This is a genomic window from Streptomyces sp. NPDC048650, assembly GCF_043199095.1.
Classification (GTDB): domain Bacteria; phylum Actinomycetota; class Actinomycetes; order Streptomycetales; family Streptomycetaceae; genus Streptomyces.
In genome coordinates, this window is record NZ_JBICVM010000002.1 from 53,549 (window position 1) to 71,971 (window position 18,423).

17 protein-coding genes and 1 pseudogene are annotated in these 18,423 nt (G+C 72.4%); 11 read left to right on the forward strand and 7 right to left on the reverse strand.

The genetic code is table 11. The annotated features are described in order from the left end of the window. Positions 1-241 precede the first annotated feature (241 nt). Both ACGFML_RS06030 and ACGFML_RS06035 read left to right on the forward strand, forming a co-directional pair. Positions 242-1,375 carry an aminoglycoside phosphotransferase family protein gene (locus ACGFML_RS06030; protein ID WP_393540530.1) on the forward strand — a complete coding sequence of 378 codons (1,134 nt, stop codon included), beginning with the start codon at positions 242-244 and terminating at the stop codon, positions 1,373-1,375. Between the two features lie 297 nt (positions 1,376-1,672). Beyond that, a complete protein-coding gene (locus ACGFML_RS06035; RefSeq protein ID WP_393540531.1) occupies positions 1,673-3,670 on the forward strand; it encodes an N-acetylmuramoyl-L-alanine amidase in 1,998 nt (665 codons plus the stop codon). A 92-nt stretch (positions 3,671-3,762) separates the two neighbouring features. Here the strand turns inward: ACGFML_RS06035 and ACGFML_RS06040 are convergent, their stop codons facing one another. Continuing rightward, positions 3,763-4,263: a hypothetical protein gene (locus tag ACGFML_RS06040; protein ID WP_393540533.1), complete on the reverse strand. Its 501-nt coding sequence runs from the start codon at positions 4,261-4,263 to the stop codon at positions 3,763-3,765. Positions 4,264-4,839: 576 nt separating this feature from the next. Between ACGFML_RS06040 and ACGFML_RS06045 the strand changes: the two genes are divergently transcribed. Together ACGFML_RS06045 and ACGFML_RS06050 are read left to right on the forward strand one after the other, a co-directional pair. After that, positions 4,840-5,493 (forward strand): pyridoxal 5'-phosphate synthase, encoded by a 654-nt coding sequence (locus ACGFML_RS06045; RefSeq protein WP_393540535.1) that lies wholly within the window; start codon positions 4,840-4,842, stop codon positions 5,491-5,493. 147 nt (positions 5,494-5,640) lie between these two features. Continuing rightward, positions 5,641-5,874 (forward strand): annotated as a pseudogene (locus ACGFML_RS06050) (leucine-rich repeat domain-containing protein); the annotation flags it as partial. Between the two features lie 70 nt (positions 5,875-5,944). On the opposite strand, the gene ACGFML_RS06055 reads toward ACGFML_RS06050, so the two are convergent. Next, positions 5,945-6,610: a maleylpyruvate isomerase N-terminal domain-containing protein gene (locus ACGFML_RS06055; RefSeq protein ID WP_393540537.1), complete on the reverse strand. Its 666-nt coding sequence runs from the start codon at positions 6,608-6,610 to the stop codon at positions 5,945-5,947. 405 nt (positions 6,611-7,015) lie between these two features. On the opposite strand from ACGFML_RS06055, the gene ACGFML_RS06060 reads away from it, so the two are divergent. The 6 genes from ACGFML_RS06060 to ACGFML_RS06085 all read left to right on the forward strand — a co-directional run bounded on the left by ACGFML_RS06060 (position 7,016) and on the right by ACGFML_RS06085 (position 11,934). Beyond that, positions 7,016-7,546, forward strand: coding sequence for a hypothetical protein (locus ACGFML_RS06060; RefSeq protein ID WP_393540538.1), 531 nt, complete (start codon positions 7,016-7,018; stop codon positions 7,544-7,546). Between the two features lie 109 nt (positions 7,547-7,655). Further along, on the forward strand, positions 7,656-8,546 hold the full coding sequence (locus ACGFML_RS06065) for a DUF4097 domain-containing protein (RefSeq protein ID WP_393540540.1): 891 nt from the start codon (positions 7,656-7,658) through the stop codon (positions 8,544-8,546). Between the two features lie 41 nt (positions 8,547-8,587). Further along, entirely contained in the window at positions 8,588-9,592 is a 1,005-nt protein-coding gene (locus ACGFML_RS06070) for an ATP-binding cassette domain-containing protein (RefSeq protein WP_393540542.1), read from the forward strand. Next, on the forward strand, positions 9,592-10,383 hold the full coding sequence (locus ACGFML_RS06075; protein ID WP_393540544.1) for an ABC transporter permease: 792 nt from the start codon (positions 9,592-9,594) through the stop codon (positions 10,381-10,383). The genes ACGFML_RS06070 and ACGFML_RS06075 overlap by 1 nt, the downstream gene beginning before the upstream one ends. A gap of 72 nt (positions 10,384-10,455) precedes the next feature. After that, positions 10,456-11,697, forward strand: coding sequence for a cytochrome P450 (locus tag ACGFML_RS06080; protein WP_393540546.1), 1,242 nt, complete (start codon positions 10,456-10,458; stop codon positions 11,695-11,697). Positions 11,698-11,700: 3 nt separating this feature from the next. Further along, positions 11,701-11,934, forward strand: a complete 234-nt coding sequence (locus ACGFML_RS06085) for a ferredoxin (protein ID WP_393540547.1) — start codon at positions 11,701-11,703, stop codon at positions 11,932-11,934. Between the two features lie 171 nt (positions 11,935-12,105). Here ACGFML_RS06085 and ACGFML_RS06090 read toward each other — a convergent pair whose 3' ends face one another. The 5 genes from ACGFML_RS06090 to ACGFML_RS06110 all read right to left on the reverse strand — a co-directional run bounded on the left by ACGFML_RS06090 (position 12,106) and on the right by ACGFML_RS06110 (position 16,641). Then, positions 12,106-12,345, reverse strand: coding sequence for a DUF397 domain-containing protein (locus ACGFML_RS06090; protein ID WP_393540549.1), 240 nt, complete (start codon positions 12,343-12,345; stop codon positions 12,106-12,108). A gap of 86 nt (positions 12,346-12,431) precedes the next feature. After that, entirely contained in the window at positions 12,432-13,598 is a 1,167-nt protein-coding gene (locus ACGFML_RS06095; protein WP_393540551.1) for a thiolase domain-containing protein, read from the reverse strand. Beyond that, positions 13,595-14,674 carry a thiolase domain-containing protein gene (locus ACGFML_RS06100; RefSeq protein WP_393540553.1) on the reverse strand — a complete coding sequence of 360 codons (1,080 nt, stop codon included), beginning with the start codon at positions 14,672-14,674 and terminating at the stop codon, positions 13,595-13,597. Before ACGFML_RS06100 ends, ACGFML_RS06095 begins: the two co-directional genes overlap by 4 nt. Beyond that, the gene (locus ACGFML_RS06105; RefSeq protein ID WP_393540555.1) at positions 14,674-15,639 is read right to left on the reverse strand and encodes a Zn-ribbon domain-containing OB-fold protein; all 966 of its coding nucleotides are present in this window, start codon (positions 15,637-15,639) and stop codon (positions 14,674-14,676) included. Before ACGFML_RS06105 ends, ACGFML_RS06100 begins: the two co-directional genes overlap by 1 nt. Before the next feature lie 18 nt (positions 15,640-15,657). Further along, positions 15,658-16,641: a crotonase/enoyl-CoA hydratase family protein gene (locus tag ACGFML_RS06110; RefSeq protein ID WP_393540557.1), complete on the reverse strand. Its 984-nt coding sequence runs from the start codon at positions 16,639-16,641 to the stop codon at positions 15,658-15,660. Between the two features lie 131 nt (positions 16,642-16,772). On the opposite strand from ACGFML_RS06110, the gene ACGFML_RS06115 reads away from it, so the two are divergent. Continuing rightward, on the forward strand, positions 16,773-18,401 hold the full coding sequence (locus tag ACGFML_RS06115) for an acyl-CoA synthetase (RefSeq protein WP_393540560.1): 1,629 nt from the start codon (positions 16,773-16,775) through the stop codon (positions 18,399-18,401). The last annotated feature ends 22 nt before the right edge of the window (positions 18,402-18,423 follow it).

Below are 18,423 nucleotides of genomic sequence, written 5' to 3' on the forward strand. Positions count from 1 at the left end.
GTGACGGGCGCTGCGACCATTCGCCAGGGTTCGCCAGGGTCCGCCAGATGGTCTGCCACCCGTAGCCCCGTGTTCGGTAGATATGCAGCCCCCGGCCCGGTGGCGGGACCGCATTCCCCAGGGTGCGAGCCCTTCACAGGGACCCTGGATCGGCGTCCTTGTACGGGCCCGTTCACGGGTTCCCCTCACCGGGCCGGGAGCGCACGCAACTCGTCGGCGCACGAAGGGATCTGTCTCACCCATGTATGCAGCATCGTCCGCCGTGACCGCCACCGCCCGGCCGTACCGCCCGCGCCCCGCCGGCAGCGGGCCGTACCTCGACCCCGCCCCTGCCGCAGGGGGGATGACCGGCCTGGCCGGCGGGCGTACCCGGCGGCCACAGGGGACGGGCGCCCAACCGCTCAGCGGGAGACTCGATCTGTCCGGCCCCCAGGGCGCCCAGCTGCGCGCGGCCGTCGCCGCGGTGCACCGCATCTGTCCGGAGTTCAACCCGGTCCAGGTGCTGCGGCGCAGCGGCAAATCGGTCCTCCTGGTGGGCACGACGGGCCGTACGAGCGCGGTCGCGAAGTGTTTACTGGACCACTCCCCGGCATGGTCCGAACGGTTCCGGCAGGAAATAGCTGCTTACCGCGCATTCGTCCGGCATCGCCCGCCGGTACGGGTGCCGCGGCTGGTGGCGGCCGATCCCGACAACTGCACGCTGGTCGTCGAGCGCATGCCGGGCCGGGTCGCGGCCGCGGCGCGGCACCCCTCCGAAGCGCCTCCCCGCGCGGACGTACGGGCCGCGCTCGGCGCGATCTGCCGGATCAACCTCTGGCGGCCGCAGGCCGGGCTGTTCGACGCCCCGCTGGACTACCCGGGGCGGATCGGCCGCTACCACGACCTGGGGCTGCTCACCGACCGGGACATGGGCGATCTGCAGAAGCTGCTGCACGGCCTGGCACACACCCAGGGGCAGTTCTGCCACGGCGACGCGCTGCTGAACAACGTGCTGCTCTCGCCCGCGGGGCCGGTGCTGCTGGACTGGGACAACGCGGGCTGGTATCTGCCGGGCTACGACCTGGCGACGCTCTGGTCGGTGCTGGGCGACGCTCCGGTGGCGCGCCGTCAGATCAGCCAGCTCGCGCAGTCCGCGGGGCCGGCCTCGCGGGACGCCTTCCTGGTGAATCTGATGCTGGTCCTGACCCGCGAGATCCGCCGCTACGAAACGGCGGTGCAGCGGACCATGCGCGAGCCCGCGCCGACGGGGACACCGGGACCGGGACAGCCCGGGGTGCCCGCGGCAGGAGAGGAGCAGCGGCTGCTCCTGCGCCGGCTGCACGACGACTGCCAGATGGCGCGGCGTGCGGTGCGGGCGGCGGTCGGCACGCGCTGACCGCGGGAAATGTGAGCGGCGCGCCCGGGACGGGGCGCGCCGCTCACCCGTGTCCGGGGCGACGTGCGCATTGGTCCATTCCACTGACGTCCCGCAGGGCGGGGTCCGGTCCGGGAAGGATCCTCTGGAGATGCCCTGACATGCGAAATCCCGACGGGCGTGGCGATTGACGGATCGTCGGCAAACCTCTGGCTCCGGGCCTGCAGATGGCTCTAGTCTCGGGTCCTCCGCTCCGTACGGCCGTGTACGCATCAACCGTCACATCGCGTCGGCTCGGGCCGGCTTGAGGAGGCTGTTTTGCGAGGTTCCGCCCCGGAAGACGAGAAGAGAACGACCCGCTCCGCTCTGCGCAGGTCCGCCACCGCCGTCGCCGCCGCGGTGCTGTTGCTGCCGCTGGTCTCGGCCGCGCCCTCGGCGGGTGCCGGCAAGCCCGGCCCCGATGCTCTGCAGCGCGCCTTCACCGAAGCCGCCGCCCAATATCACGTGCCGCGCAGCGTGCTGCTCGGCGTCTCGTATCTGGAGTCCCGCTGGGACGATCACGGTGGCGCGCCGAGCGTCTCCGGCGGCTACGGCCCGATGCATCTGACCGACGCACGTACGGCCGTGGCGCGGGCGCCGGAGTTCGACGAAGGGGACGAGGACGCCCGCGGGGACGGTTCACGGGCCCGCAGAACCGTTTCCTCCGGTCCGGCGGAGCGGCCGACGCTGCCCGCTGAACTCCCCGCCCGACTGCGGACCTTGCGGACGGCTGCCGAGCTGACCGGGCTCGCCCCGGAGAAGCTGCGGACGGACCCGGCGGCCAATGTGCTGGGCGGCGCCGCGCTCCTCGCCGACCAGCAGCGCCGGCTGGGGGCGCCCGCCAGCAGCGATCCGGCACGGTGGTACGGGGCGGTGGCGCGGTATGCGGGCGAGGACGACTCCGCCGCCGGCACGGCGTTCGCCAACGAGGTATACGCGGTGTTGCGGCAGGGCCAGGCCCGGACGACGGACGCGGGGCAGCGGGTCACCCTGATCGCCGCACCCGGCCTGCGCATCGGCTCCGGCCGGGCGAAGCCCGCCGGGCTGCAGGCGAAGCGGGGGGCCACGACCTCGCTGGAGTGCCCGTGGAGCGTGGCCTGCGAGTCGGTTCCGGCACCGTACGAGGAGTTCGGCGACCACGACTACGGCAACCACGACCTGGCGGACCGCCCGCGGGACCAGCGCATCAGCTCGATCGTCATCCATGACACCGAGGGGTCGTGGGAGACCACGCTGAGGCTGATCAAGGACCCGGCGTATGTGTCGTGGCACTACACGATCCGTTCCTCGGACGGGCTGATCGCGCAGCATGTGCCCACCAAGGATGTCGCCTGGCACGCGGGCAACTGGTACATCAACTCGCACTCCGTCGGCATCGAGCACGAAGGCTTCCTCGCGTCGCCGGACGCCTGGTACACCGAGGCCATGTACCGTGCGTCGGCCCGTCTGGTGCGGTATCTGAGCCAGAAGTACGACGTGCCGCTGGACCGGCAGCACATCCTGGGCCACGACAACGTGCCCGGCACGACGACCGCGACGATCAAGGGCATGCACACCGACCCCGGCCCGTACTGGGACTGGGACCGCTACTTCACCCTGCTGGGCGCGCCGTTCAGGCCGAACGCGGGCCGGCAGGGCGGCCTGGTGACGATCCGCCCCGACTACGACCGCAACCGCCCCGACTACACCGGCTGCGACAAGCCCGGCACTCCCTGTGCGCCCCACGGTTCGGCGGCGGTCCGGCTGTACTCCGCGCCGGACGAGCGGGCGCCGCTGGTCAGGGACATCGGGCTGCGTCCGGACGGCGGCGACTCGACCATCGACGTCAATGACACCGGCGCCCGTGCCACCACCGGCCAGCGCTTCGCCGTCGCGGACCGCGCGCGCGGCTGGACGGCGATCTGGTACCTCGGGCAGAAGGCGTGGTTCCGCAACCCGGCGGGTGCGCGGACGGCGGTGAACTCCCGCGGGATGATCGCCACGCCGAAGAAGGGCCGCGCGGAGATCCCGGTGTACGGCCGGGCGTACCCGGAGAAGGAGGCCTATCCGGCCGGGGTGCCGTATCAGGCCGTCTCCCCGTTGCCCTACAAGATCGCCGCCGGTCAGAAGTACGCGGTCGGTGACCGGATGCACGGCGACTACTTCTACGCGCCGACGTTCGACGTCAGCAAGCACGCGGTCGTGCGGGGTGACGACGTCTACTACGAGATCCAGCTCGGCCACCGGGTCGGGTATCTGCGGGCCGCCGACGTCGACATCCGGCCTTCGGGCTCGTAGCCGCGTCCGGCGGGGAACCGATCGGGTGACCTTACGCGTCGCGCCCGGTGGACGGAGTCCGTCCACCGGGCGCGACGTCTGTCCGCTCCGGGTCAGCCCTGCTGGAAGAGCTCCGCGGGCAGCGGCTTGAGCAGGGCGTAGACGTCATCGGTGATCGGGCGGTCCCAGCTGGCGATGGTGACCAGCACGCCGTCGCTGCGGTCGAACTGGGCGCAGGAGATCCGGCTCTCGGAACACTTGATGCGCTTGACGATCAGCAGGTTGTCCTCGTGCATCACCGGGGTGTCCTCGCTCTCGACGACCGTCACCGGCTCGTCGTTGCCCAGCGCCGCCAGCAGCTGGGCCACCTCGAAGGGCACCTCGTCGGCCGCGAGGTCTCGGGCCGGGGAGCCCTCCGGCAGATTGCCGATGACCATCGCGGGGCCGCGGCCGCCGAACAGGTCATAGCGCAGAAAGACCCCCTGGCAGGTGCCGTCGGGTGCGGGCAGCAGCCCGGCACCGAGATTGCCCGGCCAGTCCCCGGGGTCCATCGCGAGAACGTCGAAGTCAGGCCCGGCGGGCGTGGCTGCACTACGGCGGCGGAGGAAGGACATGCCGCCATCGTACGTGGCCGGGCCGCACGCGCCGCGCGGACGTCCGCCCGGGCGACGACGGGCGTACCGGGGCACCGGCCGGGCCGGTCGGCCGCCGCGCAGCTCCCGGCGTCGTGGGTGGTGGGGCCGCTCGGCGCGGTCGCCGCAGGAGGGCGTGCACCGCTCCCGGCGGCCGCGGTTCCGCACCACCTCGCGCACCCGGCGCGGGCCGGGGCAGGACCGCGGCAGCGGGGGTCGGGGCCGTCGAGGAAGGCGATCACGGGGCGGGCGAGCACGGCCGTGACCCGGTCGGCGGCGGACCGCGCACGGCCGGGACGAGCCGTGCCCACGGTGGTGCTTCCCGGCGCCCGGACGGGCCGCGGCACGGTCGGTACGAGGGCCGCGGCGGCGTTCGGCAGACGGATCGAATCGCCTCCGGGAGCAGCCGGAGGGCATCGGCACGTACGGCCGGCGCGAGCCGTACGGCGCCGGCGAACAGGGACCGGGTGGCGGCGTGGCCGGCGGCGGGCCCTGGCCCGGTCATGGGCCGTTGGTAACGTCCGCCTCGCCATCCATGGGGAAGCGGAGGGTAAAAAAGTGGCCGACCTACGTCAACTGCTGCGCGAACTGCCTGTGTTCGGGGACGAACTGCCGACGTTCGACCCCGCGGGCACGCCGGACGACCCGGTGACGCTGTTCACCGACTGGATGCTGGGCGCGGTCCGCGCGCAGGTGCCCGAGCCGCATGCGATGACCGTCTCGACCGCCGACGCCGACGGCAACCCATCCGCCCGTGTGCTGATCCTCAAGGACATCGACACGGACGGCTGGCGGTTCGCGGCGCACGCCGGCAGCGTCAAGGGGCGGGAGCTGGCGGACCGCCCGTATGCCGCGCTGACGTTCTACTGGCAGCCGCTCGCCCGCCAGGTGCGGGTCCGCGGTCCGGTGGTCCGCGAGAGCGCCGAGCGGGCGGCCCAGGACTTCCTTGCACGGGGCGCGGGCGCGCGGGCCGAGGCGCTGCTCGGCCGGCAGAGCGGCCCGTTGACCAGCCTGATCGAACGGGACACCGCGGTCGCCGGGTCGGCGGCGAGGCTTGCCCACGACCCCGAGCTGGTCACCCCGCAGTGGCAGCTGTTCACCGTGCACGCCGAGTCCGTGGAGTTCTGGCAGGGCGCCGCGGACCGCAACCACACCCGTCTCACCTACCGCCGGGAGGGCGGGACCTGGACGAAGGGCCTGCTGTGGCCGTGAGTACCGACGAGGCGCCGGCGCCCGAGGGGGGCCGGCCGGGACCGCGGCGGGCCGGGCAGCCCACGCCGCGGACCGCCCCGCCGGGCCGGTCGTGACGGGCCGGTCGTGACAAGCCGGTCATGACAAGCCGGTCATGACGAGCCGGTCATGACGAGCCGAGAGCTCAACTACTGGAAGACGGGCCTGCGTCGGGTACCGCCGGAGGTCTGGCGGCACACGGACTGCGAGGTCCTCATCCTCGCCGACAACCACCTCACCGAGCTCCCGGCCGCCCTCGGCTCGCTGCGCGAACTGCGGTTGCTGGAACTCCGGGACAACGCCCTGGGCAGCGTGCCCGCGGCGCTGCGCACGCTGCCATTGCTGAGCCGGCTCGATCTGCGCGGCAACGGGATCAGGGAGCTGCCGCCGTGGCTCGTGGAGCTGCCGTCACTGGAGAAGCCGGTCGGGACGATCATCCGAGGACGAGCGGGAGCCTTGCGGCCAGCTCGTCCAGCTCGGCCAGTTGGGCCTTCTCTGCGTCGGTCGGGGCACGCCGTCCGGTGCCGATCAGCAACGCGTCCTTGTCGGAGAACGACGCGGGGAACGCCGTACCGGCGATCTTCTCCAGCAACTCGCGTGACCGGGCAAGCCCCTCGGCGGGCGGTTCCGCCGCGTCCGGGAGGTGCGCGATCAGGTCGAGGTGGTGCAGCGTCCACTCCAGGACGTACGCGCGGAGGTAGTCGCCCGCCGTGAGGACCTCGTCCTGGGTGCCGACCCGGAGGGCCGGGTCGGCGAGTTCGGCGGCGCGGCCGGCGGCGGAGCCGACGTCGTCGAGGTGGAACTTGAGCAGCCAGGGCTCCTCGTACGCGGCGGCCAGCCGGACGATCAGCGCGTCGAGCGGGTCGTCGCCGGTCGGCGGCGTTTCGGCGACGGCCCAGTAGGTCACCGCGTCGCGGGTCGGTTCCGCCTCGACAGGGGTCACAAGGGTGATCAGGACGTCCTGAGCGTCGATGACCAGATGGCACACGAGGTCCCGCACGAGCCAGCCGGTACAGCCGGACGGCCGTGCGAAGTACTCGTCCGGGAGTTCGGCGACCGCCGTGCGCAGCGCCGACCAAGAGCGCGAGAAGACATCCACATCGGCAAGGTAATGCGGTGCCGCCGCGGCGGACAAGCGCTTTTGGCCGCCCGCGATCGCCCTGGGCGCCCCTGGTCGACCAGTTCCTGCGTTCGCCGCACGGAGGCGCCGCCGGCCCGGCTCGAGTCGTGCGGGAACGGAACGAAGAGGGCCGAGCGGGGTGCGGTGGCGAGAGGAGGGAAGGGCCTGCGGGAGATGGTGCCAGACGAGCACCCCAGAGGCGCCATACGCATCCAGTCGGCGGCGCCACCGCGATGTCACCATGGCGCCATCGCGCGCCACACCTCCACCCAAGCGGCGCCATGCCGTGCCATGAAAACGAGAAAACGCCAGGCCAGAGCCGCATGTGCCACGAAAGAGCCAACATGGCTCGCCATGGCGCCATCAATGTGCCATGATGGCGTCATGGACCTCACGCCCTATGTCGACAACCTTCGGCAAGAACTCGCCGTCGCGGCGGACGCCGGCGGCGACGACGCCCGCGCCCTGGCCGAGCGGCTCACCGCCCCCCTGGAGTCCGCCACCCGGCTCACCTTGCTCAACGCGCTGTCTGCAGCCATGGGAGAGGTCACCCGGGACCTGGCGCCCGGCTCGGTCGATGTGCGGCTGCGCGGGCTCGACCCCGAGTTCGTGGTGACGCCGGCGCCCGCACCCGAGCCGTTCCAGGAGACGCAGGCGCCGGTCACGGCCTCCGCCGCACCCGCGCCGCCACCGCCGCCCGCGGACGCCGACGACGGCGCCATGGCGCGGATCAACTTCCGTCTCCCCGCCCATCTCAAGGGCCGCGCCGAGAACGCCGCGGCAGCGGAGGGCCTGTCCGTCAACGCCTGGCTGGTGCGGGCCGTGTCCACCGCCCTTGACGGCGGGGAGCGCGCACACCCGCCGGGCCGCGGCAAGGACTCGGGCAGCCGGGGCTTCACCGGCTGGGTCCGCTAGGGCCCGCCCCACCCCCACTTTCACCGGCGGATCGCCGATCCGGCCGACGTCACTCATCACCCGCCTCACCAGCGGGATCACCCACCCAAGCCAACAGGACGGGACAGCCATGCCTACTTTCGAGACCCCCGAACCGATCTCCGCCACCTTCGAGTTGGAGGTCGGCACCGCCCGCGTCACCGCGGGCAAGCGCACCGACACGGTCGTGGAGGTGCTGCCGCGCGACGGATCCGACGACAACGACGTGCGCGCCGTGCAGCAGACCCAGGTCACCTGCTCGGGCGGCCGCCTGACGGTCAGGACGCCCAAGAAGCGGTCCCTGTTCGGCAAGCCGGGCGCCATCGAGGTGAGCGTCGAACTGCCCGCGGGGTCGGACGTCCGGGGCACCTCGGCCATGGGCGGCTTCTTCTGCGAAGGCAGCCTCGGGGAGGTCACGCTCAAGACCTCGCTCGGCGATCTCCAGGTGGACGAGGTGGCCGGCGCCGACCTCAAGACCGACCACGGCGACATCCGCCTGGCCCGCTCGACCGGTGACATCGAGGTCATCGGCTCGGGCCGGATCGAGGTCGGCACGGTCGCCGGCACGGCGACCGTCAAGAACGGCAACGGCGCGACCGAGGTCGGCGAGGTCACCGGCGGCCTCAAGGCCAACGCGGCCAACGGCGACATCTCCGTGGGCATCGCGCACAGCAGCGTCGGCGCCAAGTCCGCCAACGGCCGGATCGAGGTCGGCGTCGCCCACGCCGGGGTCGAAGCGATGTCCTCCAACGGCCGCATCCGCGTCGGCGACGTCACCCGCGGCCGCATCGATCTGCGCACCTCCGTCGGCGATCTCGAAGTGGGCATCCACGAGGGCACCGCGGCCTGGCTGGACGTGAACACCAAGTACGGCACGGTACGCAACGCGCTCGGCTCCTCCGCCGGCCCCGCGGACTCCGACGAGACCGTCGAGGTGCACGCACAGACCGCGGTCGGCGACATCATCATCCGCCGCGCCTGATCCGCGTATCCCCAACTCCCCACCTTCGAAAGGAAAGCGGCATGACTGTCACCCGGACATCCGCGCCGATCCCCGCGCACGTGACGGCGCCGGCGATCACCGCCACCGGACTGCGCAAGTCCTACGGCGACAAGCTCGTGCTCGACGGCATCGACCTGAGCATCGCGGAAGGCACCGTCTTCGCCCTGCTCGGGCCGAACGGCGCCGGCAAGACCACCACGGTGGAGATCCTTTCCACGCTCATCGACGCCGACGCGGGCGAGGCCCGGGTCGCGGGCCGTCATCTGACCCGGGACGCCGACGCGGTGCGCTCCGCGATCGGCGTCACCGGCCAGTTCTCGGCCGTCGACAATCTGCTGACCGCCGAGGAGAACCTGCTCCTCATGGCGGATCTCCACCACCTCGACCGGCGCGAGGGCAAGCGGCGGGCCAAGGAACTGCTGCGCCGCTTCGACCTGTCCGAGGTGGCGGGCAAGACCGCCGTCACCTTCTCCGGGGGCATGCGGCGCAAGCTCGACCTGGCGATGACCCTGGTCGGCGACCCACGGATCATCTTCCTCGACGAGCCCACCACGGGACTCGACCCGCGCAGCCGGCGCACCATGTGGGAGATCATCCGGGGCCTCGTCGCCGACAACGGCGTGACCATCTTCCTGACCACCCAGTACCTCGAAGAGGCCGACCGACTCGCCGACCGTATAGCCGTGTTGGACCACGGCAGGCTGATCGCCGAAGGCACCGCCGACGAGCTGAAGCAGCGCATCCCCGGCGGCCACATCCGGGTGCGGTTCGCCGACGCCCAGGGCCTGGACGCCGCCGCGGGCATCTTCGGCATCGCCACCCGCGACGACGACTCCCTCACCCTGAAGATCCCCAGCGACGGCTCCCTCCCCAGCCTGCGGGCCGTCCTCGACGCCCTGGAGTCCACCGCCGTCCGGGCCGAGTCGCTCACCGTGCACACCCCCGACCTCGACGACGTCTTCCTGACCCTCACCGGTCAGCCGCGCCCCGCCGACACCGTCGCACCGACCGAGGAGAACGCCTGATGGCCACCCTGTCCTACGCCGCCCAGGACTCCAGGACGATGCTGCGGCGCAATCTCAAGAAGGCCCTGCGCTACCCGTCCCTCACGGTCACCGTCGTCGCGATGCCCGTGGTGATGCTGCTGCTGTTCAACTACGTGTTCGGCAGCGCCCTGGGCACCGGCATCAGCAAACTGCCCACCGGCAGCGGCGACTACATCGACTATCTGGCGCCCGGCATCATCCTGATGGCCGCCACCTCCGGCGCCCTGACCACCGCGATCAGCGTGTGCGTGGACAAGACCGAGGGCATCGTCAACCGCTTCCGTACGATGCCGATCTCCCGGGCCTCGTTCCTGACCGGCCATGTCGTGGGCAGCGTGATCCAGACGATGGCCAGCATCACGCTCGTCATCGGCATCGCCCTCCTGATGGGCTTCCGCCCCAGCGCGACGCCCGTCGAGTGGGTCGCCGCCATCGGCCTGCTCACCCTGCTCACGCTCGCGCTCACCTGGCTCTCCGCGGGCATCGGCCTGGTCGCCAAGAACGTGGAGACCGCCAGCAACATCCCGATGCCACTGACGTTCCTGCCGTTCGTCGGAAGCGCCATCGTGCCGACCGAGTCCATGCCCACCGGCCTGCGCTGGTTCGCCGAGTACCAGCCCTTCACCCCGATCATCGAGACCCTGCGCGGTCTGTGGCTCGGCACCGAGATCGGCTCCAGCGCGGTCATCGGCATCGCCTGGTGCGTGGCGCTCTCCCTCGTCGGATACGTGTGGGCGCGCCGCACCTTCAAGGGCGGCCTCAAGCGGTAACCACCGCTCCGCGCACGCCACTTCACCGATGCGCACCCTCCACACCCCGCCCGACGATCGCAGGAGGACCCCATGTCGTACGACCCGACGGCCGCCGGCCCCACCGCCGGCGACACCGCCGCCGATGAGCCGCCCACCCTGCCCACCGACCGGCGCACCGGCTGCCCCTTCGACCCGCCCGCCGAACTCACCGCGCTGAGCGACAGGCCGCTGCGCCGCATGCGCTACGCCGACGGACACATAGGCTGGCTGGTCACCGGACACGCCGCCGCCCGCGCGATCCTGGCCGACCCGCGCTTCAGCTCACGCTACGAATTCCTGCATCTGCCGATGCCGATGGAGGGCGTGCCGGGCGATTTGCCACCGGCGCCGGTCGGCGACATCATCGGCCTCGACGCCCCCGAGCACACCCGCTACCGGCGCCTTCTCACCGGTAGGTTCACCGTCCGCCGGATGCGCCAACTCGCCGAGCGCGTCGAGAAGTTCACCACCGAGTGCCTGGACGCCATGGAGCAGGCCGGGCCCACGGCCGACCTGGTGGAGGCATTCGCGCAGCCCGTTCCCGCGCTCATGATCTGCGAGCTGCTCGGCGTGCCGTACACCGACCGGGAGCGCTTCCAGAGCCAGGTGGCGACCCTCTTCGACCAGACGGTGGATATAGAGGCGAAGGGCGAGGCCCATACGGCGCTGCTCCAGTATCTGGGCGAACTCGTCCTCGCCAAGCGCGCCGAGCCCACCGACGACCTGCTCAGCGATCTGACCACCTCCGACCTCACCGAGGAGGAGCTGTCCGGAATCGGCGGGATGCTGCTCGCCGCCGGACTCGACACCACCGCGAACATGCTCGGACTCGGCGCCTTCGCGCTGCTGAGCAACCCCGACCAGCTCGAGGCCCTGCGCGCCGACCCGGGCCTCGCCGAGCAGACCGTGGAGGAGCTGCTGCGCTACCTCAGCGTGGCCGACCCGCTGCTGCGGTCGGCGCTCGAGGACGTCGAGGTGGCGGGCCAACTCATCAGGGCGGGCGAGACGGTGACCATTTCCGTGCAGGCCGCCGACCGCGACCCGCAGAAGTTCCCCGACCCCGACCGGCTCGACATCCACCGCAAGGCCACCGGGCACCTGGCCTTCGGCCACGGCGCCCACCAGTGCCTGGGCCAGCAGCTCGCCCGCGTCGAGATGACCGTCGCGTTCCCGGCGCTCTTCGCCCGCTTCCCCACCCTGCGCCTCGCGGTGCCGCCGCAGGAGGTGCCACTGCGCGACCGCTCCAACATCTACGGCGTGGTCGGCCTGCCCGTCACGTGGGACAAGGAGTAACCCATGAGCGACCCACGAGAGCCGCTGCGCCTCAGCGTCGACCGCGACCGCTGCGCCGGCGCCGGCATGTGCGCCCTGACGGCCCCCGATGTCTTCGACCAGGACGACGCGGAGGGCCTGGTGGTGCTCCTGCACCCCGCGCCGGCCCCCGAGCACCGGGCCGCCGCCCGGATGGCCGCCGGCCTCTGCCCCGCCGGAGCCATCGCCCTCAACTCCCCGGATGCCACGGACTCGTAGCGACCGTGGCACTTACCGGGACCGAGAACCCCGCACCGCGCGCCGGTGGGGGGCTCTCGCGCGTGCGGACCCGTCCGCCGCGCCGCCCAGGCGGACCTCCGACGCCCACGGCACCGTCACCGTCGCGGCGATCCGGCCATGGCCGGTCCGGCCCGATCCCCACGACACCCCCTAGGTGCGGTCGAACTCGCCCTCGCGGGCGCCGACGACGAATGCCCGCCACTCGGCCGGGGTGAAGACCAGGGCCGGGATCTCCGGACTGCGGCCGTTGCGCATCGCGATATAGCCCTCGACGAAGGCGATCTGGACGTCGCCCACGCCCTGGCTGCCCGGCTGCCACTCGGCGTGGGTCAGGTCGAGGTCGGGCGTGATCCTGCCGGTCAGCCGCTGCTCGGTGATGCTGTCGGCCACGTTGCCGCTCCTCCCGGTCGGTCGTCCGGCGTCAGCGTAGTCACCGGGGGCGGGGACGGACAGGGTGCGGCGTGCCCGCCGCCGGGCTAACCGGGGGGCGGTTCGGCGCCGACCAACCACATGGAGAAGAACTGTGAGCCGCCGCCGTAGGCATGGCCCAGCGCCCGCCGTGCGCCGTCGACCTGGTGCTCGCCGGCCCGGCCGCGCACCTGGAGGGCGGCCTCGGCGAAGCGGAGCATCCCGGAGGCGCCGATGGGGTTGGTGGACAGCACCCCGCCGGAGGGGTTGACGGGGAGGTCGCCGTCCAGTTCGGTGACGCCGGACTCGGTCAGCTTCCAGCCCTCGCCCTCGTCCGCGAAGCCCAGGTTCTCCAGCCACATCGGCTCGTACCAGGAGAACGGGACGTACATCTCGACCGCGTCGATCTCGCGGCGCGGGTCGGTGATGCCGGCCTGCCGGTAGACGTCGGCGGCGCAGTCCTTGCCGGCCTGCGGGGAGACGAAGTCCTTGCCGGCGAAGAGGGTCGGCTCGCTGCGCATCGCCCCGCCGTGCACCCAGGCCGCCGGGTGCGGCGAGCGGGCGGCCCCGGCCCGGTCGGTGAGGATCATCGCGCAGGCGCCGTCGGAGGACGGGCAGGTCTCGGAGTAGCGGATCGGGTCCCAGAGCATCGGGGAGGACTGGACCTTCTCCAGGGTGATGTCCGTCTCGTGGAGGTGGGCGTAGGGGTTCTTGAGGGCGTTGCGGCGGTCCTTGTAGGCGACGAGGGAGCCGACGGTGTCGGGGGCGCCGGTGCGCCGCATGTAGGCGCGGACGTGCGGCGCGAAGAAGCCGCCGGCCCCGGCCAGCAGCGGCTGCTGGAAGGGGATCGGCAGGGACAGGCCCCACATGGCGTTGGACTCGGACTGCTTCTCGAAGGCGAGGGTGAGGACCGTGCGGTGGACGCGGGCGGCGACGAGGTTGGCGGCGACCAGGGCGGTGGAGCCGCCGACGGAGCCGGCGGTGTGGACCCGCAGCATGGGCTTGCCGACCGCGCCGAGGGCGTCCGCGAGGTAGAGCTCGGGCATCATGACGCCCTCGAAGAAGTCGGGGGCCTTGCCGATGACCACCGCGTCGACGTCCGCCCAGCTCAGCTCGGCGTCGTCCAGGGCGCGCCGGGCGGCCTCGCGGACGAGGCCGGCGATGGAGACGTCGCGCCGGGCGGCGACGTGTGCGGTCTGGCCGATGCCGACGACGGCCACGGGCTCTTTGCTCATCGCGCATCTCCTTCCAGGAGGGCGACCAGGTTCTGCTGCAGGCAGGGCCCGGCGGTGGCGTGCGCGAGGGCGCGGTCGGACTCGCCCCGCTGGATCCGGGCGGCCGCCTCGCCGAGGCGCAGGAGCCCGGCGGCCATGACGGGGTTGGCGGCCAGGGCGCCGCCGGACGGGTTGATCCGGACCGTGCTGCCCGGGGCGTCGAGTTTCAGTGCGCGGCGCAGGACGACCTCCTGGGAGGTGAAGGGCGCGTGCAGTTCGGCGGTGTCCACCGGCCGTTCGAAGACGCCAGCGCGTTCGGCGGCGAGGCGGGTGGACGGGGAGTCGGTGAGGTCGCGGACGCCCAGGCTGTGGGCCTCGATGCGGTGGTCGAGGCCGCGGATCCAGGCGGGGCGGTCGCAGAGCCTGCGGGCGGTGTCACCGGCGGCGAGCACGACGGCGGCCGCGCCGTCGCCGACCGGCGGGCAGTCGCCGGTGCGCAGCGGGGCGACGACATGGTCCCCGGCGGGCACCGCGCCGCGCAGTTGGGCGTGCGGGTTGGCCGCGGCGGCGGTGCGGCTGCGGGCCGCGATGCCCGCGAGTTCGCGCTCGTCGGTCAGGTTCGCGTCGATCAGGGCCCGGGCCTGCAGGGCGGCGAGGGCGACGGAGTCGGGCCACAGCGGGGCCAGGTAGTACGGGTCGAGCTGGCGGGTGAGGACCTCGCGGACGTCGCCGGGCGAGGACTTGCCGTACGCGTAGACCAGTGCGGTCTCGGCCTCGCCGGTGAGGAGCTTGACCCATGCCTCGTACAGCGCCCAGGCGCCGTCCATCTCGACATGGGATTCGGAGATCGGCGGCCAGGCGCCGACGCCGTCCAGCGCCATGGTGAAGGAGAAGGCGCGGCCCGCGAGGTAGTCGCTGGAGCCGGAGCAGGTGAAGCCGATGTCCCGGGCCTTCAGCCCGGTCTGCGCCAGGACGTCGTGCAGGACCGGCATCAGCATCTCGACCTCGGAGGTCTCCGCGCTGTCGCGGACGTGATCGCTCTGCCCGAAGGCGACGATGGCGACCTCGCGCGCCGGAGCGCGCCGGGGCTCGGGCATCAGATCAGCTCCTTGTAGCTGTCGTAGTCGGCGTCGGGTTCGTCCACGGGGCGGTAGTGGTCGGGGTAGCGGGCGCCCTCGGTCCAGACGGGTTCGACGCGCAGACCCATCCGGACCTGGTCGTACGGGATGCCGGCGATCCGGGCGTGCAGGGCCAGATCGGCGCCGTCGAGGGCGATGTGGGCGTAGACGTAGGGGACCTCGATGTCCAGGTTCCTGGCCTTGATGTTGACGATGCAGAAGGTGGTGACGGTGCCGCGGGGGCCGACCTCCACCTGGGTGTCGGTGGCGACTCCGCAGGTGGGGCAGGCGCCGCGGGGCGGGACGTACACCTTGCGGCAGGAGGGGCAGCGCTCCCCGACGGTCCGGCGGTCGGCGAGCGCGTGGATGTAGCGGGACTGGGCGCCGCCGGGTGAGTAGGTGTAGTCGAGGCGGGCGGGTGCGGTGATGCCGGTGACGGCGTCGGCGAACTCCCCGTCGTGCGCGGCCGGTCGGCCGCCCTCTCGGTCGCCGTCCGGTTCCCGGTCGCCGTCGTCCGGCTCGAAGCAGGCGATGTCGGTGATGGCGCCGGTCCGCTCGGCGGCCCAGCGGATGCCGACCCGCATACCGCTGTGTACGGCGTCGGGCCCGGGTGCGTCCAGGGCGTGCAGCAGGTCGGTGTCGGCGCCGTCGAGTCGGACGAGGACCCAGGCGAAGGGGGTGTCCAGGGGCTGGCCGCGGCGCGGGGCCGGATTCCAGGCCCAGGTGGTGACGGTGCCGCGCGGGGCGACCTCGACGAGATCGCGGATCTCCTCGGCGGTCACCGGGTCGTATTCGGTGGGCGGTACGACGATCCGGCCGTCGCTCGCCCGGACGCCGAGGACGGTGCGCTCACGCAGGCCGGTGAGAAAGGCGCTCTGCACGGGGCCGAGGGAGCGGGTGAAGGGGAATTCGACGACGAGGGGTGCCGTGAGGACCTGTGACATGCGGGGCTCCGTAGGGTGTCAGGCGCGCCGGAAGACGGGCGGGCGCTTCTCCGCGAAGGCCCGGGCGCCCTCTTTGGCGTCGGCGGTGTCGAAGACCGGCCAGCCGCGGGCGAGTTCGGCCGCGAGGCCGTCGGCCTCGGTCATCCCGGCGGTCTCGTGGACGGAGGCCTTGACGGCCTCGACGGCGAGCGGGCCGCAGGCATTGATCAGGCCGGCGATCTCCAGGGCCTTGTCGAGGGCGGTGCCGTCGGGGACGACATGGCCGATCAGGCCGATGCGCGCGGCCTCGGGGGCCGGGTAGGGGCGGCCGGTGAGCAGCATTTCGAGAGCGTGGGTGCGGGGGATCTGGCGGGCGAGGCGCACGGTGGAGCCGCCGATGGGGAACAGCCCGCGCCGGACCTCGAAGAGGCCGAAGGTGGCGCTTCGGCCCGCGACGCGGATGTCGGTGCCCTGGAGGATCTCGGTGCCGCCCGCGACGCAGGGGCCCTCGACGGCGGCGATCACCGGTTTGCGCGGGCGGTGGTGCCGCAGCATGGCCTTCCAGTGCAGGTCGGGGTCGGCGCGCAGCCGCTCACGGTGGTGCTCGCCCGCCATTCCGCCGCCGGCCAGGGCCTTCAGGTCCATCCCCGCGCAGAAGGCGCCGCCGGCGCCGGTGAGCACGATGGAGCGGATGTCGTCGTCCTCGTCGGCCGCGAGCCAGCCGTCGTACAGGCCCACCAGCATCGGCAGCGAGAGGGCGTTCCTCGCCTCCGGCCGGTTGAGGGTGAGCACCAGCGTCGCGCCGACGCGTGTCACGGTCAGATGTTCCGTACCGCTGGATCCGCCTGTACCGCCCGCGCGGTCCGTAGCGCCCGCGGGGCCCGTACCGCCGGATCCGTCCATGCCGGCCGATACCTCCGCAGCGCCGGATCCGTCGGCGGTGTCCCGTCCTTGTGTACCACCCATTCCGTCCTCCCGTCTCAAGGCGTAGAACAGGTTGCAGTAGCCGCACGACGACTTCAAGGCTTTTCTGACAGGTAGTCAGATTTCTTGGCCGCGGCCCTTCCCTGCTCCCCCCTCCGACGCTCTAATGACCGCCGGGGCCCGGTCCGCGGACCGGGCCGCGCCGATGCCCGCCCCGGTCTGGAGGAGACGTGGAGTACAACCTTGCCGACCTCTTCGAGTCGATCGTCGACACGGTCCCCGACCGCGAGGCACTGGTGTACATCGACCACCCCGGCACCGGCGCCGAACGCCGGCTGACCTACGCGGAGCTGGACCGCGCCGCGAACCGCCTCGCCCACCACCTGAGCGACCACGGCATCGGCCCCGGCCGGCACGTCGGACTCCACCTCTACAACGGCGTCGAATACCTCCAGGCCGTCTACGCCTGCCTGAAGATCCGCGCCGTCCCGGTGAATGTCAACTACCGCTACGTGGAAGAGGAGTTGGCCTACCTCTACCGGGACGCCGACCTGGCCGGCCTGATCTTCGACGCCGAGTTCACCGAGCGGGTGGCCGCCGCACTCCCCCAGGCACCCGGACTGCGGCACCTGGTACGCGTCGGTACCCCGCCGGCCGGCGCCCCGGAGCCGGCGATCGCGCCGGTGGCACTCGCGGACGCCGAGGCCGCCGGATCACCGGCGCGCGGCTTCGGCCCCCGCTCCGCCGACGACCAGATCGTCATCTACACGGGCGGCACCACCGGCATGCCCAAGGGGGTGATGTGGCGCCACGAGGACATCTTCTTCTCCGGCATGGGCGGCGGGGCACCGACCGGCGAGCCGGTCGGACGGCCTCAGGAGCTGGCCGAGCGGGTCGCGGCCGGCGGCGACGGCATCGTCTTCTTCCCCACGCCCCCGCTGATGCACGGCACCTCCACCCTCACCGCGTTCATCGCCTTCCACTTCGGCCAGAAGGTCGTCATTCACCGCAAGTACGTGCCGGAGGAGGTACTGCGGACCGTGGCACGCGAGAAGGTCACCAGCGTGTCGCTGGTCGGCGACGCCATGTTGCGCCCGCTCGTCGACGCCCTCGGCGGTCCGCTCAAGGGCACCGACTGCTCGTCCCTCTTCAGCGTCAGCAGCTCCGGGGCGATCCTCTCCGAGACCGTACGGGCCCAGTTCAGCGCCCTGGTCCCGAACGCCGTCCTGCTCAACAACTTCGGCTCCTCGGAATCCGGTTTCAACGGCACCGCCACGGAGGACTCGGGGCCGGACACCGGATTCCGGCTGCGGGTCAACACCCGTACGGCGGTGGTCGATCCGGTCACGCACGAACCGGTCCCGGTGGGCGAACCGGGGCGGCTCGCGCTGCGCGGGCACGTCCCGCTGGGCTACTACAACGACCCGGAGAAGACCGCCGAGACGTTCTTCGAGGCGGGCGGGGACCGGTGGGTACTGCTGGGCGACATGGCGACCGTCGACACCGAGGGCATCGTCACCGTGCTCGGCCGGGGCTCGCAGTGCATCAACTCCGGTGGAGAGAAGATCTATCCGGAGGAGGTCGAGCAGGCGCTCAAGGCCCACCCGGCTGTGTACGACGCTCTGGTCGCGGGGGTACCGGACGACCGGTGGGGAAACCGCGTCGCGGCGGTGGTGCAACTGCGGGACGGCTCGACGGCGTTGGACCTGGCGGCGGTGCAGGACCACTGCCGCACCCGGCTCGCCGGGTACAAGATCCCGCGCGCCGTCGTCTTCACCGACCGCATCCAGCGTTCCCCCAGCGGGAAGGCGGACTACCGCTGGGCCAAATCCGTGGTGGCGGGGGCGCGGGAGCGGTGAACGGCCCGGACGGGTGACGAGA